We start from the raw sequence: 15,908 nt of genomic DNA on the forward strand, positions 1-15,908 counted from the left end.
ATCATTCGGACCGGAGCGGGCCGCGCGGCCGCTCGCGGCTTCGCGCCGCGGGAGGAAAGTCCGGGCTCCGCAGGGCAGGGTGGTGGATAACGTCCACCGGGGGCGACCCCAGGGAAAGTGCCACAGAGAGCAGACCGCCCCGCGCCGCGAGGCGCGGGGCAAGGGTGAAACGGTGCGGTAAGAGCGCACCAGCGGCCCGGGCGACCGGGCCGGCTCGGCAAACCCCACCCGGAGCAAGGCCGAATAAGGAGACGCTCGAGGGCGGCCCGCCCGAGTCTCCGGGTTGGCCGCACGAGGCGGAGGGCAACTTCCGTCCCAGATGGATGGCCGCGGGCCCGCCTTTCGGGGCGGGCGACAGAACCCGGCTTACAGGCCCGCTCCGGTTCGGTTTTTTTAATATTTTCGAAGGATCCGAGATGGCCGAAGATACCCTGTTGGTGGAGAAGCAGGGCGGCGTCGCCACGGTTGTCATCAACCGCCCCGGGCAGCACAACGCCATCATGCGCGCCATGTGGGGGCGCATCCCGGGCATCTTCGAGGAGCTCGAGAAGGACGGGGAGACCCGCGTCATCGTCCTCCGGGGCGCGGGCGAGAAGGCATTCGCCTCCGGCCAGGACATCTCCGAGTTCCGGGAGACCACCACCCCCGAGGCCGCCCGCGCCCACAGCGGCCTCCTCGACGGGGTGCTCGCGCGCATCGCGGCCATCCGGCTTCCCATCATTGCCATGGTGCACGGCTTCGCGATGGGCGGGGCGGTGGGGCTCCTCGCGGTGTGCGACCTGCGCTACGCGGCGGAGGACGCCGTCGTCGCCGTCCCGGCGGCCCGGCTGGGCATCGTCTACCCCGAGCCCCTCACGCGGCTCATCATGGATCTCATCGGGCCGGCCAACGCCAAGGAGATGCTCATGACCGCCCGGCGCTACGCGGCCGAGGAGGCGCTGCGCATCGGGTTCCTGACCCGGGTGTTCCCCAAGGCGGAGCTCGGGAAGCAAACCTACGAGACCGCCCGGACCATCGCCACCAACGCCCCCATCTCGGTGCGGAACGCCAAGCAGATGGTGAACCTGATCCAGAAGGCGTCCCTCCCGCCCGAGGAGGCCGGCCGGGCCCGCGACCTCCGGCTCGAGGGCTTCAATAGCCGGGACTTCTCGGAAGGCGTGGATGCCTTCCTGAACAAGCGCGCCCCCGTCTTTCGCGGCGTCTAAGAGGCGCCCCAGCGACTCGGAAAGGTTTTTTCATGGATTCCCCCTCGACGGACGAGGTGAAGACGCTGGACGCGGGCCGGGTGGCCGAGGAGGCCGCCCGGGCCGCCGAGGTCATCTCCCGTTACCTCCGGCCTACGCCCTGCCGGCTGACCGAATATTTCTCCGAGCAGTTGGGCATTGAGATCTATCTCAAACCCGAGAACTTCCAGCGCACGGGCTCCTTCAAGGTGCGGGGCGCCTTCTACGCGGCCAGCCGCCTGAGCCCCTCCCAGCGCCAGTGGGGCGTCGTCACCGCCTCGGCGGGCAACCACGCCCAGGGCGTGGCCTTCGCCGCCAAGGAGATGGGGATGCGCGCCCTGGTGGTGATGCCCGAGTACACCCCCAACACCAAGCTCGACGCCGTGAAGGCGCTCGGCGCCGAGGTGGAGCTCCACGGCGCCACCTTCGACGAGGCCTACGCCCGCGCCCGGGAGCACGAGGCCTCGCGCGGCCTGGTGATGATCCCGCCCTTCGATCACCCGGACGTCATCGCCGGCCAGGGCACCCTCGGGATCGAGATCCTGGACGAGGTGCCGGACGTGGGGACGGTCCTCCTCTCGGTGGGGGGCGGCGGGCTCATCTCGGGGGTGGCCTCCGTCATCAAGGCCCGGCGGCCGGACGTGCGCGTCATCGGCGTGGTGGCGCAGGGCGTCCCTTCGCTTCCCCGCTCCCTCGACGCCGGCCGCATCGTGGAGTCGCCCTCCGTCTCCACCATCTCGGACGGCATCGCCGTAAAGCGGGTGGGGGATTTCTGCTTCCCGCTCATCCAGCGGCTGGTGGATCAGGTCGTCACCGTCTCCGACGACCAGACGGCCCACGCCATCCTGGGGCTGCTCGAGCGCGAGCGGATGCTCGCCGAGGGCGCCGGGGCGGCGCCGCTGGCCGCCCTGAACGAGCGGCGGGCCCGCGTGAGCGGCAAGGCGGTGGCCCTGATCAGCGGAGGCAACCTCGACGTCAATCTCCTCTCCCGCATCATCGGGAAGGGCCTGGCCCTGGCGAACCGCTACGCCCGGGTGCAGGTCCCCCTCCAGGACGTGCCCGGCGCCCTCGCCAAGCTCTCGAAGACCGTGGCCGAGTGCCGGGTGAACATCATCCACATCGAGCACGACCGCTTGTCCACCCAGGTGCCCATCAACCACACCATCTCCACGCTCTACCTGGAGGTGCGGGGACGGGAGCACCTGGAGGCCTTGGTTCAGCGCCTTCTGGCCGAGGGCTACGAAGTGCGCCGGGAGGGGAATTGAGCATGGATTCGCCGCGCCGCGCCGTCATCAGCGTCAGCGACAAGCGGGGGGCCGCCGAGCTCGGCCGCGCCCTGCGGGAGGCGGGGTGGGAGATCCTCTCGACCGGCGGGACCGCCAAGGCCCTCCGGGAAGCCGGGGTGGAGGTCACCGAGGTCAGCCGCTTCACCGGCCAGCCCGAGATCCTGGGCGGGCGGGTCAAGACGCTCCACCCGAAGCTGCTGGGCGGCATCCTGGGCCGGGCGGACCAGGCGGAGGAGATGCGGGCGAACGGCATCGAGCCGATCGGCCTGGTGGCGGTGAACCTCTATCCCTTCCGGGAGACGGTGCGCCGGCCCGGGGTCGCGTACGGCGAGGCGGTCGAGCAGATCGACATCGGCGGGCCCAGCATGGTGCGCGCCGCCGCGAAGAACCACGGGCGCGTGGCGGTCGTGGTGGACCCGGACGACTATCCCGAGATCATCGCCTGCCTCCACGCCGGGGGGGACTTCCCGGCCCCGCTCCTCCGGCGCCTGATGCGCAAGGCCTTCCAGCACACGGCGGCCTACGACGCCGCCATCTCGGCCTACTTCGCCGCCCAGGAGGCCCCGGAGGGAGGGGAGCTGCCCGAGAAGGTGGTGCTGGAGCTCGACCGCGTCCGCAGCCTCCGCTACGGCGAGAACCCCCACCAGAAGGGTGCCTTCTACCGCGCGGGCGGGGCGGCGGGTTTCTCCCTGGCGGACGCCGAGGTCTTGGGCGGCAAGGAGCTCTCCTTCAACAACTACCTCGACCTGGCCGCCGCGGCCGAGCTCGTGGCGGACATGGAGGAGCTGGCCTGCGTCATCATCAAGCACACGAACCCCTCGGGGGTCGGGCTGGGAGGCACGCAGGCCGAGGCCTATAAGCGCGCCCTGGCCTGTGACCCCATCTCCGCCTTCGGCAGCATCATCGGCTTCAACCGGGAGGTCGATCGCGGGGCCGCCGAGGCCATGCGGGAGCTCTTCGTGGAGGCGGTGGTGGCGCCCGGCTACGCGCCGGACGCGCTCGAGGTCTTCCGCAAGAAGAAGAACCTCCGCATCCTGCGCCTCCCGGGGCTGGGCGCGGCCCCGCCGGGCGGGCTGGACCTCCGCTCGGTGCCGGGCGGCGTCCTGCTCCAGGAGCGGGACCGGATCGGCCCGGAGGACTTCGCCTGGAAAGTGGTCACTCCCCGGGCGCCCTCGAAGGAGGAGGAGATGGCCCTGCGCCTCGCCTGGCGGGTGGCCCGGCACGTGAAGAGCAACGCCATCGTCCTCTGCGACGCCCAGGGCACGGTGGGGGTGGGCGCGGGGCAGATGAACCGGGCCGACTCGGTGCGACTGGCCGCCGAGCGCGCCCAGCTCCCGGTGAAGGGGACCTCCCTGGCGTCCGACGCCTTCTTCCCCTTCCGGGACGGGGTGGACGCGGCCGCCAAGTACGGCGTGACCGCCATCGCCGAGCCCGGCGGCTCCGTCCGTGACGACGAGGTGATCCAGGCCGCCGCCGAGCACGGGATCGCCATGGTGTTCACGGGGCGCCGCCATTTCCGCCACTAGCCGCCCCATGAGCCATCTCCCGGCCGCCTCCCTCCTGTTCGGAGAGGAAGTTTCCCCGGTGGAATCCTTCCGCCGGCTGGAAGTCTTCCTCAACGCGCTGGCGGCCCTCCCCAAGAAGTCCTGGCGCCCCCGCACCGACCCTCGGGGCGTCCGCGTCGAGGGGCCGGGCCTGCGGCGGGCCGAGGCGCTGCTGGAGCGGCTGGGGATGCCCGCTCCGGGACGCTCCGTCGTCCACGTCGTGGGGACGAGTGGGAAGGGCTCGACCGTCCTTATGATGGCGGAGGCCTTTTTCGCCGCGGGCGTCCGGACGGCGGCCTTTTTTTCCCCCCACCTGACCTCCCTCGCCGAGCGGTTCTGGATCAACGGCCGGTTCATGGATCCCTCGCAGGCCCGGCGGTGCGGCTTCCGCTTGGCCGAGGCCGCCGGCGAGATGGCCAAGGACGCCGAGCTGGGCCCGCCCTCCTACTTCGAGGCGACGCTGGGGGTTTTTCTTCTCGCCGCGGAGGAGGCGGGGTGCGAGATGATCCTCCTCGAGGCGGGGCTGGGGGGAACCTATGACGCGACGAACGCCGTCACGCCCGCCGTCCTCGACGTGGTGACCCCCATCGGCCTGGACCACACCGATCTGCTCGGGGAGACGGTCGCCCGGATCGCGCGGGACAAGGCGGGCATCATCACCCCGGGCGGGCGGGTGATATCGGGGGCGCGGCACGTGAGCGCGCGGCGGGAACTGGCCCGCGCTGCCCGGGAGCGCGGGGCGGCCATGTTTGTCCCCCCCGAGGTGCGGGGCCTCTCCTGGGACGCGGAGGGGTGCCGCTTCGAGCTCGCCTTCACCGGAGGGGAGCGGTGGGAGGGGATGCGCACCCGGATGTGGGGTGCGCACCAGGCGGCCAACGCCGCCGTCGCGGCGGGGGCGTGCCGGCTGCTCGGGCTGGGGGAGGCGGCGGTGCGGGCGGGGGTGTCGGCGGCGCGGCTCCCCTGCCGCCTCGAGGCCATGCCGGGCCACCCCGCCGTCATCCTGGACGGCGCCCACAACCGGGACAAGGCCCGCGCGCTGGCCGAGGCGATGGACCGCTGGCCCGCGCGGCGCAGGCTCTTCGTCCTCGGTGCGGTGGGGGACAAGGACTACCGGGGCATGGCGCGGGTGCTGGCCCCGGCGGGCCACCGCTTCCTCGTTACCCTGCCGCCGGGCGGCGTGCCGCGCCCGGGCCTGCTGCCCGAGAGGTTCCGCCAGGCTCTGGTGCGGGCGGGCGCCCGGGAGGTGGAGGTGCAGATGGACCCCTGGAGCGCCTTCGAGGCCGCCCTCGCCGAGGCCCGGGAGGAGGATGTGGTGGTGGTGGCGGGATCGCTCTACCTCGCCGGCGAGCTCCGCCGCCGCTGGGTGCCGGAGAGCCGCATCCTGGAGACGGGCCGCGCCTTCCCGCCGGAGTTCGGAACGTGAGGGAGGCGCTGACGTTCCTTCCGGGCCGGCGCACCCCCCCGGCCCCCGCCGGCTGCCGGGGACGCGTCCTGGACTTCACCCGCGCCCGGATCATGGGCGTCCTGAACGTCACCCCGGACAGCTTCTCCGACGGGGGCAAGTTCGTGGACCTTCACCGCGCCCTCGAGGCCGTGGCCCGGATGGCGGAAGAGGGCGCGGACATCATCGACATCGGGGGGGAGAGCACCCGCCCCGGGTCCGCGCCCGTGGACGAGGCCGGGGAGCTCCGGCGCGTCATGCCCGTCCTGGAGCGGCTGGACCCCTCGAAGGGACCCTTCCTCTCCATCGACACCCGCAAGCCCGGCGTGGCCCGCACCGCCCTCGACGCGGGGGTCCACATCGTCAACGACGTGGGGGGGTTGTCCGACCCGGGCATGCGGGAGGCCGCCGCCCGGACGGGGGCGGCCGCCATCGCCATGCACATGCGGGGCGAGCCGCGGACGATGCAGGAGAATCCGGTTTATGAGGACGTGGTGCGCGAGGTGTGCTCCTTCCTGGAGGAGCGGGCCCGCGGGGCCGAGGCGGCGGGCGTCCGCTCGGTGTGGGTGGACCCCGGCATCGGCTTCGGGAAGACCTGGGATCACAATCTGGGAATTCTTCGCCGGCTTCCGGCGTTCATGGCCTTGGAGCGGCCCCTGGTGATCGGGGTGTCGCGAAAGGCCTTCGTGGGAGCGATCACGGGTGTGCAGCGGCCGGAGGAGCGCGTCATCGGCTCCAAGGTGGCCGAGGCCTTCGCCGCCATGGCGGGGGCGGACGTCATCCGCACCCATGACGTGGGAGCCGCCCGGGAGGCCCTCCAGATGGCCGCCGCCCTCGCGCGGGGAAGTGTGGCGGATCGCTCGCCATAGGAGAGCACCTTGCTGGCGTATGTTTTCGAGTTCTGGTGGATGCTGCCGATCGCCTTTTGCGTGTGCCTGATGGCTACAAGCTCGAGCGTGGAAGGCGCCGTGTTCTTCGCCCCGATCTTCATCCTCGTGTTCCCTCGTCTGGCCGGCATCGAGATCATTCCCATCGAGGCGGTCTTCCTCGCGCTCGCGACGGAGATTTTCGGCTTCGGGAGCGCGCTCATGGGCTATCTGAGGCGCGGCCTGGTGGACGCCTCCATCGCGGCGAAGGTCCTGAGCGTTTCGGTCCCGGTCGGGATCGGATTCGGCTTTTTGGCCCACTCCGTCCCCGGGGGGCTGATCATGGGCGGGCTCGGGATGCTCATGCTGGCGCTCTCGGCGATGATGTCCCGGTCTTTCTCCGTTGGAGAGACCCCCGCGGCGAGGGTGGAGGAAGGGCATGGCCCTCCCACCCGCGTGGACGTTTTCGGCCGGCGTTATTGGTATTCCTACGAGCATGGCCTTTTCGGCGCCGCGTGGTCCGTGGTGGGGGGGATTTTCGTGGGCCTCACGGGGATCGGGATCGGGGAGTTGGCGACCACGAGCCTCGTCATCCGCCACCGCCTTCCCGTCCGGGTCGCCATCGGAACCGGGATCTTGATCGTGTTCGCGACCGTGCTGCCCGCGACGCTCGTCCACGCATATGTTTTCTCTTCCAGCGAGATGAATGTCCACTGGAATATCCTCTTCATGACCATCCCCGCCGTGGCCTGCGGGGGCCAGGTGTCTCCCTTCATCAACAATCGGGTGGATGGGAATAAAATGAAGACTTTCCTGGCCGGGGTGTTCGTCATTGTTGGAGGTCTCCTGCTCTGGAGATCCCTCCGGCCTTGAGCTCGCGCGCGGCACCGCGATTGACACGGCTTCCACCGGCTCCTATTTTTATTTAAGAGGTCTTGTTTCGAGTCTTTTCGCCTGCCCGAAAAATTCCCCCGTTTTGTCGCCTTTCTCGCACCCTAATCCTGGCGAAATACAGCAGCCGCGCAGGCGGTTTACGGCCTTGCCGGAAAGGCAGGAGGAAACCGAAATGAAACTCGCCGATGTCATGCGCATCTTCAAATTGGACACGGGAGTCCCCGCCCTGGGCACGGGCCGGGGATTTTTCGCGGGCAAGGGAGACGAAACGGCCTCCATCAGCCCGCTGGATGAGCGGCCGCTGGCAAGCTTCCATCACGCCTCCCGCGAGCAGGCCGAGGAGGTGCTCCAGGCGGCGCGGCAGGCATTTCATATCTGGCGCGGCGTGCCGGCTCCGGTCCGCGCCCAGGTTCTGCTCGATCTCGCCGGGGCCTTCCGGGAGAAGAAAGAGCCCCTCGCCCATCTGATGACCTATGAGATGGGCAAGCCGGTGCGCGAGGCCCGCATCGAAATCGAGGACTGCGCCATCACGGCGACCTACGCGGCGGGGCTTGCCCGCAAGATCGGCGGCATGGAGGCTCCGAGCATCCGGCCGGACGTCCAGCTCATGGAGAAATGGCATCCGGCCGGGCCGGTGCTGATCATCACGGCGTTCAACTTCCCCGCCTCGCTGTGGGCCTGGAACGCCTGCCTCGCCGTCCTGTGCGGGGACAGCACCGTCTGGAAGCCCGCCCCGCAGACCCCCCTCATGACCGTTGCCGTCCTGCGCATCGTGGCCGAGACGCTCGCCGGCCATCCGGAGGTGCCCGAGGGGGTTTTCAGCTTCATCATGGGGACGAACGAGGACGTGGCCGTCCCGCTGGTGGGCGACAAGCGGCTGCCCGTCGTGTCCGCCACGGGCAGCATCGGCATGGGACGCGCCGTGGGCAAGGCGGTGGCCGAGCGGCTGGGCACCGCCATCCTGGAGCTGGGCGGGAACGCCGCCGCCCTCTTCACGCCTAGCGCCGAGATGGAGCTCTCCCTCCGGCACGCCTTCTTCGCCGCCACCATGAACGGCGGGCAGCGCTGCACCGCGCTGCGGCGGCTGCTGGTCCATGAGTCCCGCTGGGACGGCGTGGTCGGGCGGCTGAAGACGGCCTACAAGAGCCTTCCGGTGGGCGACGTGTTCGGAGAGAACCATACCCTCTCCCCGTTGGTGGACCGAAAGGCGGCCGAGGGATTCGAGGGGAAGGTCCGCGAGCTCAAGGCCGAAGGGATCGAGATGTTCACCCCGGGCACCGCGCTTCCCGACGACGGCACCTACGTCCCGCCCTGCATGAGCCTGCTGGAGAGGGACGCGCCCCAGCCTCAGGAGGAGACATTCGGCCCGCTGCTCTATGTCCAGCCGTACAGCACGTTCGACGAGGCCATCGAGAAACACAATGCCGTCCCACAGGGGCTGGCTTCGGGTATCTACACCAACGACGTGGGGGAGATGCAGCGGTTCGTCTCGGAGCGCGGATCGGACGCGGGCTTGGTCGCGGTCAACGACATCACCGGCAACCTCGAGGTGGCGCTGGCCTTCGGCGGCACCAAGGATTCCGGCGTCCTCTCCGAAAAGGGCGGCGACAGCTGGAAGCACTACATGCGCCGGCAGAGCATCGTGGTCAATTACAGCGGCCAGGCGCTGCCGGCCGCCGGGGTCAGCTTCGGCAGCTAGCGCCGAGGGGGCCTGTTGACAGCGGACGCTCCCGCCCCTAGTCTTCCCCCGTTCAGCCCCAGGGCACCGGACCGTTCCGGCCGGGAGCCTGGTTTCGGGCCGGCTGGCGGGCTTTTCGAGCAGCGGCGTTCACCCCCGAGGGAGCGACCATGGTCACCTGCACCCACCGCAAGAAAATCACTTCCGTCACCGTCCGCGCGAGCAAGGGCGGCGAGCGCCTGACCTCGGTGACGGCCTACGACTATCCCACAGCCAAGATCGCCGACGAGGCGGGGGTGGACATCCTTCTCGTCGGGGACAGCCTCGGCATGGTGGTGCTCGGCTACCCGGACACCACGAAGGTCACCCTCGACGACATCCTCCACCACACGAAGGCGGTGGCCCGCGCCAAGCCGCTGTCTCTCCTGGTGGCGGACCTGCCCTTCCTCACGTACGGGGTCGATGTCCGGGAAACCGTCCGGAACGCCGGGCGGCTGATCCAGGAGGGCGGCGCGGAGGCGGTCAAGCTCGAGGGCGGGGTGCGGGTGCGCGAGGACATCCGGGCGGTGGTGGACTGCCAGATCCCGGTGATGGGCCACGTGGGGCTCACGCCCCAAAGCTTCCACGCCTTCGGCGGCTTCAAGATCCAGGGCAAGAAGAGCGAGGACGCGGACCGGGTGCTGCGCGACGCGGTGGCGGTCCAGGAGGCGGGGGCATTCTCGGTGGTCCTCGAGGGCATCCCCGCTGCGCTGGCCGGACGCATCACCCGCGAGATCGATATCCCCACCATCGGCATCGGCGCGGGTCCCGCCTGTGACGGCCAGGTCCTCGTCCTTCACGACATGCTCGGCTTGTACCCCGACTTCCAGCCCAAGTTCGTGAAGGTGTATGCCAATCTGGGGGACGCCACCCGCTCCGCCTTCGAGCGGTTCTGCCGGGAGGTGCGAGAGGGCGTCTTTCCGGGGCCGGAGCATTCCTTCTAAGCCCCTCACACGCGGCCCTGAAATCGAAAAACCGCTTCCTTTCACAAAAAAAGAAGCGGGGTTTTTCCCCGCTTCCATCCTTCCTCTTTCGAATTGACCATCTGACTGGTCTGCGGAAGGTTAGCCTCCCGCCTTTGCACCGGGCGCCTGGACACCCGCGGCAACCGTCAACTATGGAACCGGCCTACGGTCGTCGCTCCCCGGGAGGCCGGTGTTTTCCGCTCCCGAGGAGCTATCCTGCTTCACCACAGCCTCCTCCGGCCCAACGGCTTGCTCCTTTATGGGGAAGCGTGGCCGGCAGCGCTTCTCGCCGCTCTTTTAAAGACCAAGAGGTGGAAAAGTCTTGCCTTCCCTCTTACCGAAGGCTCTTTTCCACCTCTTGGATGAAGGGAAGAAAGGATAAGGCCAAGGGCTGAAGTTCTTTGTTCCACGAATTCCGCTCTCTCTGGCCTCATCCCCCCTCATTATTCAATTTAAGAGCCAGGCCGGGAGCGATCAAGGCCCCCGATCGAGATAACCTGCCCGTTTCTCCCACCGCGCCGCGTTGTTTTCGTAATTCATTTAGAATCAGTTTCTTAGATGAAATTCAGTCAGATGATTCGCCCTTTATTTCCCCTATGCATAAATGAGCCATAACTCTCATTTTCATCGGGAAATACCTGAATTGCAGTTAATTCCTTAAGAATTCCGTTGACACTCTTCTTGGCCGGGGGGTATATACGAAGGCATTAGTGGGGGAAAGTGGAATAATGTGGGGGAGCCGCCCATGCTCATCAGCTCCCACGCCGTATCCGTGGACGCGAAGGGGCGCGTCAGCATTCCCGCCCGCTTCAGGGAGTATCTGAGCTCCACATACGGCGACCAGCTGGTGCTGCTCGACATGGACAACTGCATCTTCGCCTATCCCCTTGAGGAGTGGAGGCGAAGATTCAGCGAAAAATTTCGGGACCTGCCCACTTACCGCGAGGAGGTCCGCCGCTACCTCCGGCGAATGTACGGGCGGGCGATGCAGTGCGAGCTCGACAAGCAGGGGCGCATCCTCTTGCCGGGGCGCATCCGGGAGGCGGCGGGAATCCAGAAGGAGGCCGTCATCGTCGGCCTGGAGAACAAGTTTGAGATTTGGAGCCGGGAGCGATGGGAACAGCAGGGGGAGGGGCAGCCCGGCCAAGCCCAGGAGGCGGCGGAACAGGGCTTAATCGAACTGGAGTTCTAACGCTGCTTCCCCGGGGGGGGGATCACCGTTGCTTACAGCGACCATTCCACGCGCGCTCATACACCAGGCGGCGGCCTTCGCCGGCCGGCGCCTGGCGGGACCGGACCGAGACATGATCGCGTCTCACGTTCCGGTCATGGTTCAGGAGGTGCTTCACTTCCTGGCGCCGGCACCGGGGGCTGTGTTCTTAGATTCTACCTTGGGCGGAGGGGGACACAGCCTTGCGTTGCTGGATGCGATTCAGCCATCGGGTGTGCTGATCGGCCTTGACCGGGACGGAGACGCGGTCCATCTCGCCCGCCGCCGCCTCGCGCGCTTCGGTCCCGCCGCCCACCTCCACCACGCGCACTTCCGCGAGCTCAAGCGGGTCGCGGCGGAGGAAGGCTACGAGGCGGTGGACGGTGTCCTGTTCGACCTCGGCATCTCCTCCATGCAGCTCGACACCCCGGGCCGGGGGTTCCGCTTCGACTCGCCAGATCCGCTCGATATGCGCATGGACCGCCGCTCCGGGCTCACGGCCGCCGACCTGGTGAACGGCCTCCCGGAGGGCGAGCTGGCCGATCTCATCTATCAGTACGGTGAAGAGCGCCACTCCCGCGCCATCGCGCGGGCCATCGGGCGCGCCCGCGCGAGGAAGGCGGTCGAGAGCTGCGAGGAGCTCGCGGCGATCGTCTCGGCCGCCGCCCGCCGGGGCGGCGGCCGCGGGAGGGCGCGCATCCATCCGGCCACCCGGACCTTCCAGGCCCTGCGGATCGCGGTCAACCGCGAGCTCGACGATCTGGAGGCGGCCCTGCGCGACGCCGTGGATCTCCTCCGGCCGGGCGGGCGGCTGGCGGTCATCGCCTTCCACTCCCTCGAGGACCGCATCGTCAAGAACGTCATGCGGGACCTCTCGGGGAAAGGCGAGGGGGCCCGCCTGCGGCTCCTGGCCAAGAAGGTCGTCCGGCCGGGCGAGGCCGAGGTGGCGGCCAACCCCCGCAGCCGCAGCGCGCGCCTGCGGGCGGCCGAGAAGCTCGAGGGCGAAGGATGAGCCCCGCCGCGGCGGCCGGCCGCCTGCGGCGGGAGCGCCGCGGAGGCCTTTCCCGGGCCGCGGATAAGGAGTTCCCCCTCGTCCCGGCGGCGCTGTGGCTGGGCATGCTGGCCCTGAGCGCGCTCGCCCTGGTCTGGCCGCACCTGGAGATGGTCAAGCTGGGCTATGAGCTGACGCGGCTCGAGGCCGAGCGGGACCGGCTGATCCAGGAGGGCCGGGTGCTCCGGGTGGAGGAGGCGTCGCTGCGGCAGCTCGACCGCATCGAGTCGATCGCCCGCGCCAAGCTGAGCATGGTCTTCCCGGTGCCGGAGCAGATCGTCTACGTGAAGGTCCCGCCGGGGAACTGGCGGTAATGGATGTGGATCGTTCCTCCCGCCCATGGCAGGAAGCGGGCTCGTGAGACAGGGCCACCTGCGCCGGCTGATCGCGTGCGGCGTCCTCGTGGGGCTCGGCTTCGCCGCGCTGGCGGTCAAGCTTTTCCTGATCCAGATACGCGACCGGGAGTTCCTGGTCGCTTTCGCGGAGCGGCAGCTCCGGCGGACGCTCGTCGTGAGGCCCAAGCGGGGGGAGATTCTCGACACACGGGGCCGGCCCCTTGCCGTGAGCGTGGAGGCGCCCTCCTTGTACGCGAACCCGCAGGAGATCGAGAACCCCCGCGAGGCGGCGGCCGCCTTGAGCCGGGCCCTCGGAATCCCCGGGCCGGAACTCGATCACAAGCTGAGCGGGGACAAGCGCTACGTCTGGCTCCAGCGCAAGATCAACCCGGAGGAGAAGCGCAGGGTCATGGAGCTCGAGATTGAAGGCCTGGGCTTCGCCACCGAGAGCCGGCGCTTCTATCCGAAGCGGGAGCTGGCCTCCTCGCTGCTCGGCTTCGTCGGGGTGGACGAGAAGGGGCTCTCGGGCGTGGAGCGGGCCTTCGAGGCCCAGATGGGCGGGCAGGCGGGGCGAGTGGAGATCGAGCGCGACGCCCGCGGCCGGTCCATTCATCCGGAGGCGCGGGTCCTTCGCTTCCCGCGGGCGGGGGCGGACGTCCGGCTGACCATCGACGAGGTGCTCCAGTTCATCGTGGAGAAGGAGCTCGCGGCCCAGGTGGCGCAGGTCGGGGCGCGGCGGGGCATCGGGGTCATGGTCGAACCCTCGAGCGGCCGGGTCTTGGCCATGGCCTCCGTGCCGGGGTTCAACCCGAACGCCTACGAGCGCTACCCGGCCGACCGCTGGCGGGACGCCGTCCTGCAGGAGGTGTACGAGCCGGGTTCCACCTTCAAGCTGATCACCGCCGCCGCCTACTTGGAAGCGGGCGGGGATTGGCGCAAAATGTTTTTCTGCGAAGAGGGGCTTCTGCGGGTCGGGGCAGGCTATACTCTCCGCGACCACAAGAAGTTTGGTTGGTTGTCCGCCGAGCAGGTGATCGTCCATTCCTCCAACATCGGCACCTACAAGATGGGCGCGGAGGCGGGGCCCGAGCGGCTTTACCGCATGGCCCGCCGCTTCGGCTTCGGCCAGGCCATCGACATCGGCTTGGCCGGACAGGCGGAGGGAATCCTCCGCCCGCCCGCCCGCTGGTCGGGCACCTCGGTTGCGGCCGTCTCCATCGGCCAGGAGGTGGGCGTGACCCCGCTCCAGATGGTCATGATGGCCGCGGCCATCGCCAACGGCGGAATGATGCCCGGGGCGCGCCTCGTCGAGGACGTGGAGCAGGACGGCCAGCCCCTGTGGCACCCGGCCCGGCGGGAGCCGCGGCGGGTGCTCGGCGCCCGCACGGCGGCCGTGCTGGCCCAGACCATGCGGAAGGTCGTGGCCGAGGGGAGCGGAGGACAGGCCGAGGTGCCGGGATACTGGGCGGCGGGGAAGACGGGGACGGCCCAGAAGCTCGACCGGGAGACCAAGACCTACAGCCGGAGCAAGTTCGTCATGTCGTTCGTGGGCTTCGTCCCCTTCAAGGACCCGCGCCTGGCGCTGCTGGTGATCATCGACGAGGGCCGGGGAAGAGAGGGCGCGTGGGGCGGTTCCGTGGCGGCGCCGGCGTGGCGGCGGATCGCCTGGCAGTCCCTTCGCTACCTCCGGGTTCCGCCCGAGGGGGCGAGGGTGCTGGAGGCCGCCGGGCAGGCGCCCGAAGCCCCGCTTCCGGTATCCTCCAAGGGTTTCTCGTTCGGCGAAAAAGTATCCTCGCTGGCCCGGACGGTTCACCACGTTCTTCATGGTTCCGCCTCCGCCCCCTCACCAGAGGAGCGCGGGCATTGAGCCCGGCGACGATGGCCGACCGGAAGGTACATTCATTCCTGGAGCTGGCCCGAGCGGTGCCGCGCGCCCAGGCGCGGGGCGGGGAAGGCCTGGAGATCGGCGGCGTGGCCTACGACTCGCGCCGGGTCTCGCCCGGAGATCTGTTCGTGGCCGTGCGCGGCTTCCAGTCGGATGGCCATCTGTTCGCCGCCGAGGCGGTGAAGGCGGGAGCGGCCGCCCTCGCGCTGGAGCGCGAGGTGGAGGGCGTCCCGGCGGAAGTCCCGCGCCTCATGGTCCCCTCGGGCCGGGAGGCCCTGGCCCTGCTGGCGGACGCCTTCTACGGGCACCCCACCGGCTCGCTGTCGCTCGTGGGCGTGACGGGGACCAACGGAAAGACCACCACCGCCTTCCTGATCGAGTCCGTCCTCCGGGCGTCGGGCCGGCGGACCGGGCTGCTGGGGACCATCCACTACCGCATCGGCGACCGCGTCATGGAGCAGCCCCGCACCACCCCCGAGGCCCCCGACCTTCAGGCGTTCCTGAGCGAGGTCCTGGAAGCGGGCGGGACCCACGCGGTGATGGAAGTCTCCAGCCACGGCATCGCGCTGGAGCGGGTCAAGGGCTCGGAGTTCGCGTCGGTGGTCTTCACCAACCTGACCCAGGACCATCTCGACTTCCACGGGGACATGGAAGCCTATTACCGCGCCAAGCTGGCTCTGTTCACCGAGGGCCCTCCGGGGGCGTCCGTCATCAACGTGGACGATTCATACGGCCGTCGGATCGCCGGGGAGGCCCGCGGCGACCTCTGGCGATACGCGATTGAGGAGAAGGGCGCGGAGGTGAGCGCGCGGGAGGTCGCGCTCTCGGCCGAGGGGATGCGTTTCGAGCTGGCGCACCCGTGGGGCCGGACGCGCATCGAGACTTCCCTCATCGGACGGCACAACGTGAGCAACATCCTCGCCGCCTCGGCGGCCTGCTTCTCGCTGGGGCTTCCGGCGGAGGAGATCGCGCGCGGCGTCCGCGCCCTCTCCGCGGTACCGGGCCGGTTCGAGCGGGTGAGCCTCGGCCAGCCCTTCCTCGTCGTGGTGGATTACGCCCACACCGAGGACGCCCTGCAGCGCGTGCTGGAGTTCGCCCGGCCCATCACCCGGGGGAGGCTCCTCACGCTGATGGGATGCGGCGGAGACCGGGATCGCCGGAAGCGCCCGCTCATGGCCGCGGCGGCCGTTCGGGCGAGCGACTGGGTGGTGATGACCTCGGACAACCCGCGCACCGAGGACCCCGCCGCCATCCTGCGGGAGGTCGAGGCGGGAGTGGACCGGGTGCCCGGCGGGCGCGCCCGGGCGCGCTCCATCGTGGACCGGCGCGAGGCCATCCGCGCCATCGTCGCCGAGGCCCGGCCCGGGGACACGGTGGTCATCGCCGGGAAGGGGCACGAAACGTATCAGATCGTGGGGCGGGAGCGCTTCCCCTTCGACGACCGCGAGGAAGTGCGGGCGGCGCTCCGTCTCCTGGGGCACGGAAAGTGAG

Annotated in this window: 13 protein-coding genes and 1 other RNA gene; all 14 read left to right on the top strand. The window is 69.6% G+C overall.

All coding sequences use genetic code 11. The features are described from left to right. Positions 1-12 precede the first annotated feature (12 nt). The 14 genes from rnpB (at position 13) to HYZ11_07815 (ending at position 15,907) form a co-directional block, all read left to right on the top strand. Positions 13-385: RNase P RNA component class A (rnpB, locus tag HYZ11_07750), an RNA gene on the top strand. Positions 386-416: 31 nt separating this feature from the next. After that, positions 417-1,205 (top strand): enoyl-CoA hydratase/isomerase family protein, encoded by a 789-nt coding sequence (locus tag HYZ11_07755; GenBank protein ID MBI3127481.1) that lies wholly within the window; start codon positions 417-419, stop codon positions 1,203-1,205. Positions 1,206-1,237: 32 nt separating this feature from the next. Further along, entirely contained in the window at positions 1,238-2,488 is a 1,251-nt protein-coding gene (locus tag HYZ11_07760; GenBank protein ID MBI3127482.1) for a threonine ammonia-lyase, read from the top strand. 2 nt (positions 2,489-2,490) lie between these two features. Then, the gene (purH, locus tag HYZ11_07765; protein ID MBI3127483.1) at positions 2,491-4,035 is read left to right on the top strand and encodes a bifunctional phosphoribosylaminoimidazolecarboxamide formyltransferase/IMP cyclohydrolase; all 1,545 of its coding nucleotides are present in this window, start codon (positions 2,491-2,493) and stop codon (positions 4,033-4,035) included. A gap of 58 nt (positions 4,036-4,093) precedes the next feature. After that, positions 4,094-5,476: a bifunctional folylpolyglutamate synthase/dihydrofolate synthase gene (locus HYZ11_07770; GenBank protein ID MBI3127484.1), complete on the top strand. Its 1,383-nt coding sequence runs from the start codon at positions 4,094-4,096 to the stop codon at positions 5,474-5,476. A gap of 92 nt (positions 5,477-5,568) precedes the next feature. Further along, complete coding sequence (gene folP / locus HYZ11_07775; protein ID MBI3127485.1) at positions 5,569-6,363, top strand: dihydropteroate synthase; 795 nt, start codon at positions 5,569-5,571, stop codon at positions 6,361-6,363. Between the two features lie 9 nt (positions 6,364-6,372). Further along, a complete protein-coding gene (locus HYZ11_07780) occupies positions 6,373-7,233 on the top strand; it encodes a sulfite exporter TauE/SafE family protein (GenBank protein MBI3127486.1) in 861 nt (286 codons plus the stop codon). 193 nt (positions 7,234-7,426) lie between these two features. Next, entirely contained in the window at positions 7,427-8,953 is a 1,527-nt protein-coding gene (locus HYZ11_07785) for an aldehyde dehydrogenase family protein (GenBank protein MBI3127487.1), read from the top strand. A 149-nt stretch (positions 8,954-9,102) separates the two neighbouring features. Continuing rightward, positions 9,103-9,915, top strand: a complete 813-nt coding sequence (gene panB / locus HYZ11_07790) for a 3-methyl-2-oxobutanoate hydroxymethyltransferase (protein MBI3127488.1) — start codon at positions 9,103-9,105, stop codon at positions 9,913-9,915. A gap of 766 nt (positions 9,916-10,681) precedes the next feature. Next, a complete protein-coding gene (gene mraZ, locus HYZ11_07795; GenBank protein ID MBI3127489.1) occupies positions 10,682-11,128 on the top strand; it encodes a division/cell wall cluster transcriptional repressor MraZ in 447 nt (148 codons plus the stop codon). A 112-nt stretch (positions 11,129-11,240) separates the two neighbouring features. Then, complete coding sequence (rsmH, locus tag HYZ11_07800) at positions 11,241-12,158, top strand: 16S rRNA (cytosine(1402)-N(4))-methyltransferase RsmH (protein MBI3127490.1); 918 nt, start codon at positions 11,241-11,243, stop codon at positions 12,156-12,158. Continuing rightward, positions 12,155-12,511, top strand: coding sequence for a cell division protein FtsL (locus HYZ11_07805; protein MBI3127491.1), 357 nt, complete (start codon positions 12,155-12,157; stop codon positions 12,509-12,511). The genes rsmH and HYZ11_07805 overlap by 4 nt, the downstream gene beginning before the upstream one ends. A 43-nt stretch (positions 12,512-12,554) precedes the next feature. Beyond that, positions 12,555-14,399 carry a penicillin-binding protein 2 gene (locus HYZ11_07810; GenBank protein ID MBI3127492.1) on the top strand — a complete coding sequence of 615 codons (1,845 nt, stop codon included), beginning with the start codon at positions 12,555-12,557 and terminating at the stop codon, positions 14,397-14,399. Positions 14,400-14,410: 11 nt separating this feature from the next. Beyond that, positions 14,411-15,907, top strand: a complete 1,497-nt coding sequence (locus tag HYZ11_07815) for a UDP-N-acetylmuramoyl-L-alanyl-D-glutamate--2,6-diaminopimelate ligase (protein ID MBI3127493.1) — start codon at positions 14,411-14,413, stop codon at positions 15,905-15,907. Position 15,908: the final 1 nt, after the last annotated feature.

It is taken from the genome of Candidatus Tectomicrobia bacterium (genome assembly GCA_016192135.1).
Lineage (GTDB): Bacteria > UBA8248 > UBA8248 > UBA8248 > UBA8248 > 2-12-FULL-69-37.

Coding starts and splice junctions, on each gene's coding strand:
- folP (MBI3127485.1), top strand. CDS start 5,569: ATGGGCGTCCTGAACGTCACCCCGGACAGCTTCTCCGACGGGGGCAAG.
- HYZ11_07785 (MBI3127487.1), top strand. CDS start 7,427: ATGAAACTCGCCGATGTCATGCGCATCTTCAAATTGGACACGGGAGTC.
- panB (MBI3127488.1), top strand. CDS start 9,103: ATGGTCACCTGCACCCACCGCAAGAAAATCACTTCCGTCACCGTCCGC.
- mraZ (MBI3127489.1), top strand. CDS start 10,682: ATGCTCATCAGCTCCCACGCCGTATCCGTGGACGCGAAGGGGCGCGTC.
- rsmH (MBI3127490.1), top strand. CDS start 11,241: ATGATCGCGTCTCACGTTCCGGTCATGGTTCAGGAGGTGCTTCACTTC.
- HYZ11_07815 (MBI3127493.1), top strand. CDS start 14,411: ATGGCCGACCGGAAGGTACATTCATTCCTGGAGCTGGCCCGAGCGGTG.
- HYZ11_07805 (MBI3127491.1), top strand. CDS start 12,155: ATGAGCCCCGCCGCGGCGGCCGGCCGCCTGCGGCGGGAGCGCCGCGGA.
- HYZ11_07755 (MBI3127481.1), top strand. CDS start 417: ATGGCCGAAGATACCCTGTTGGTGGAGAAGCAGGGCGGCGTCGCCACG.
- HYZ11_07760 (MBI3127482.1), top strand. CDS start 1,238: ATGGATTCCCCCTCGACGGACGAGGTGAAGACGCTGGACGCGGGCCGG.
- purH (MBI3127483.1), top strand. CDS start 2,491: ATGGATTCGCCGCGCCGCGCCGTCATCAGCGTCAGCGACAAGCGGGGG.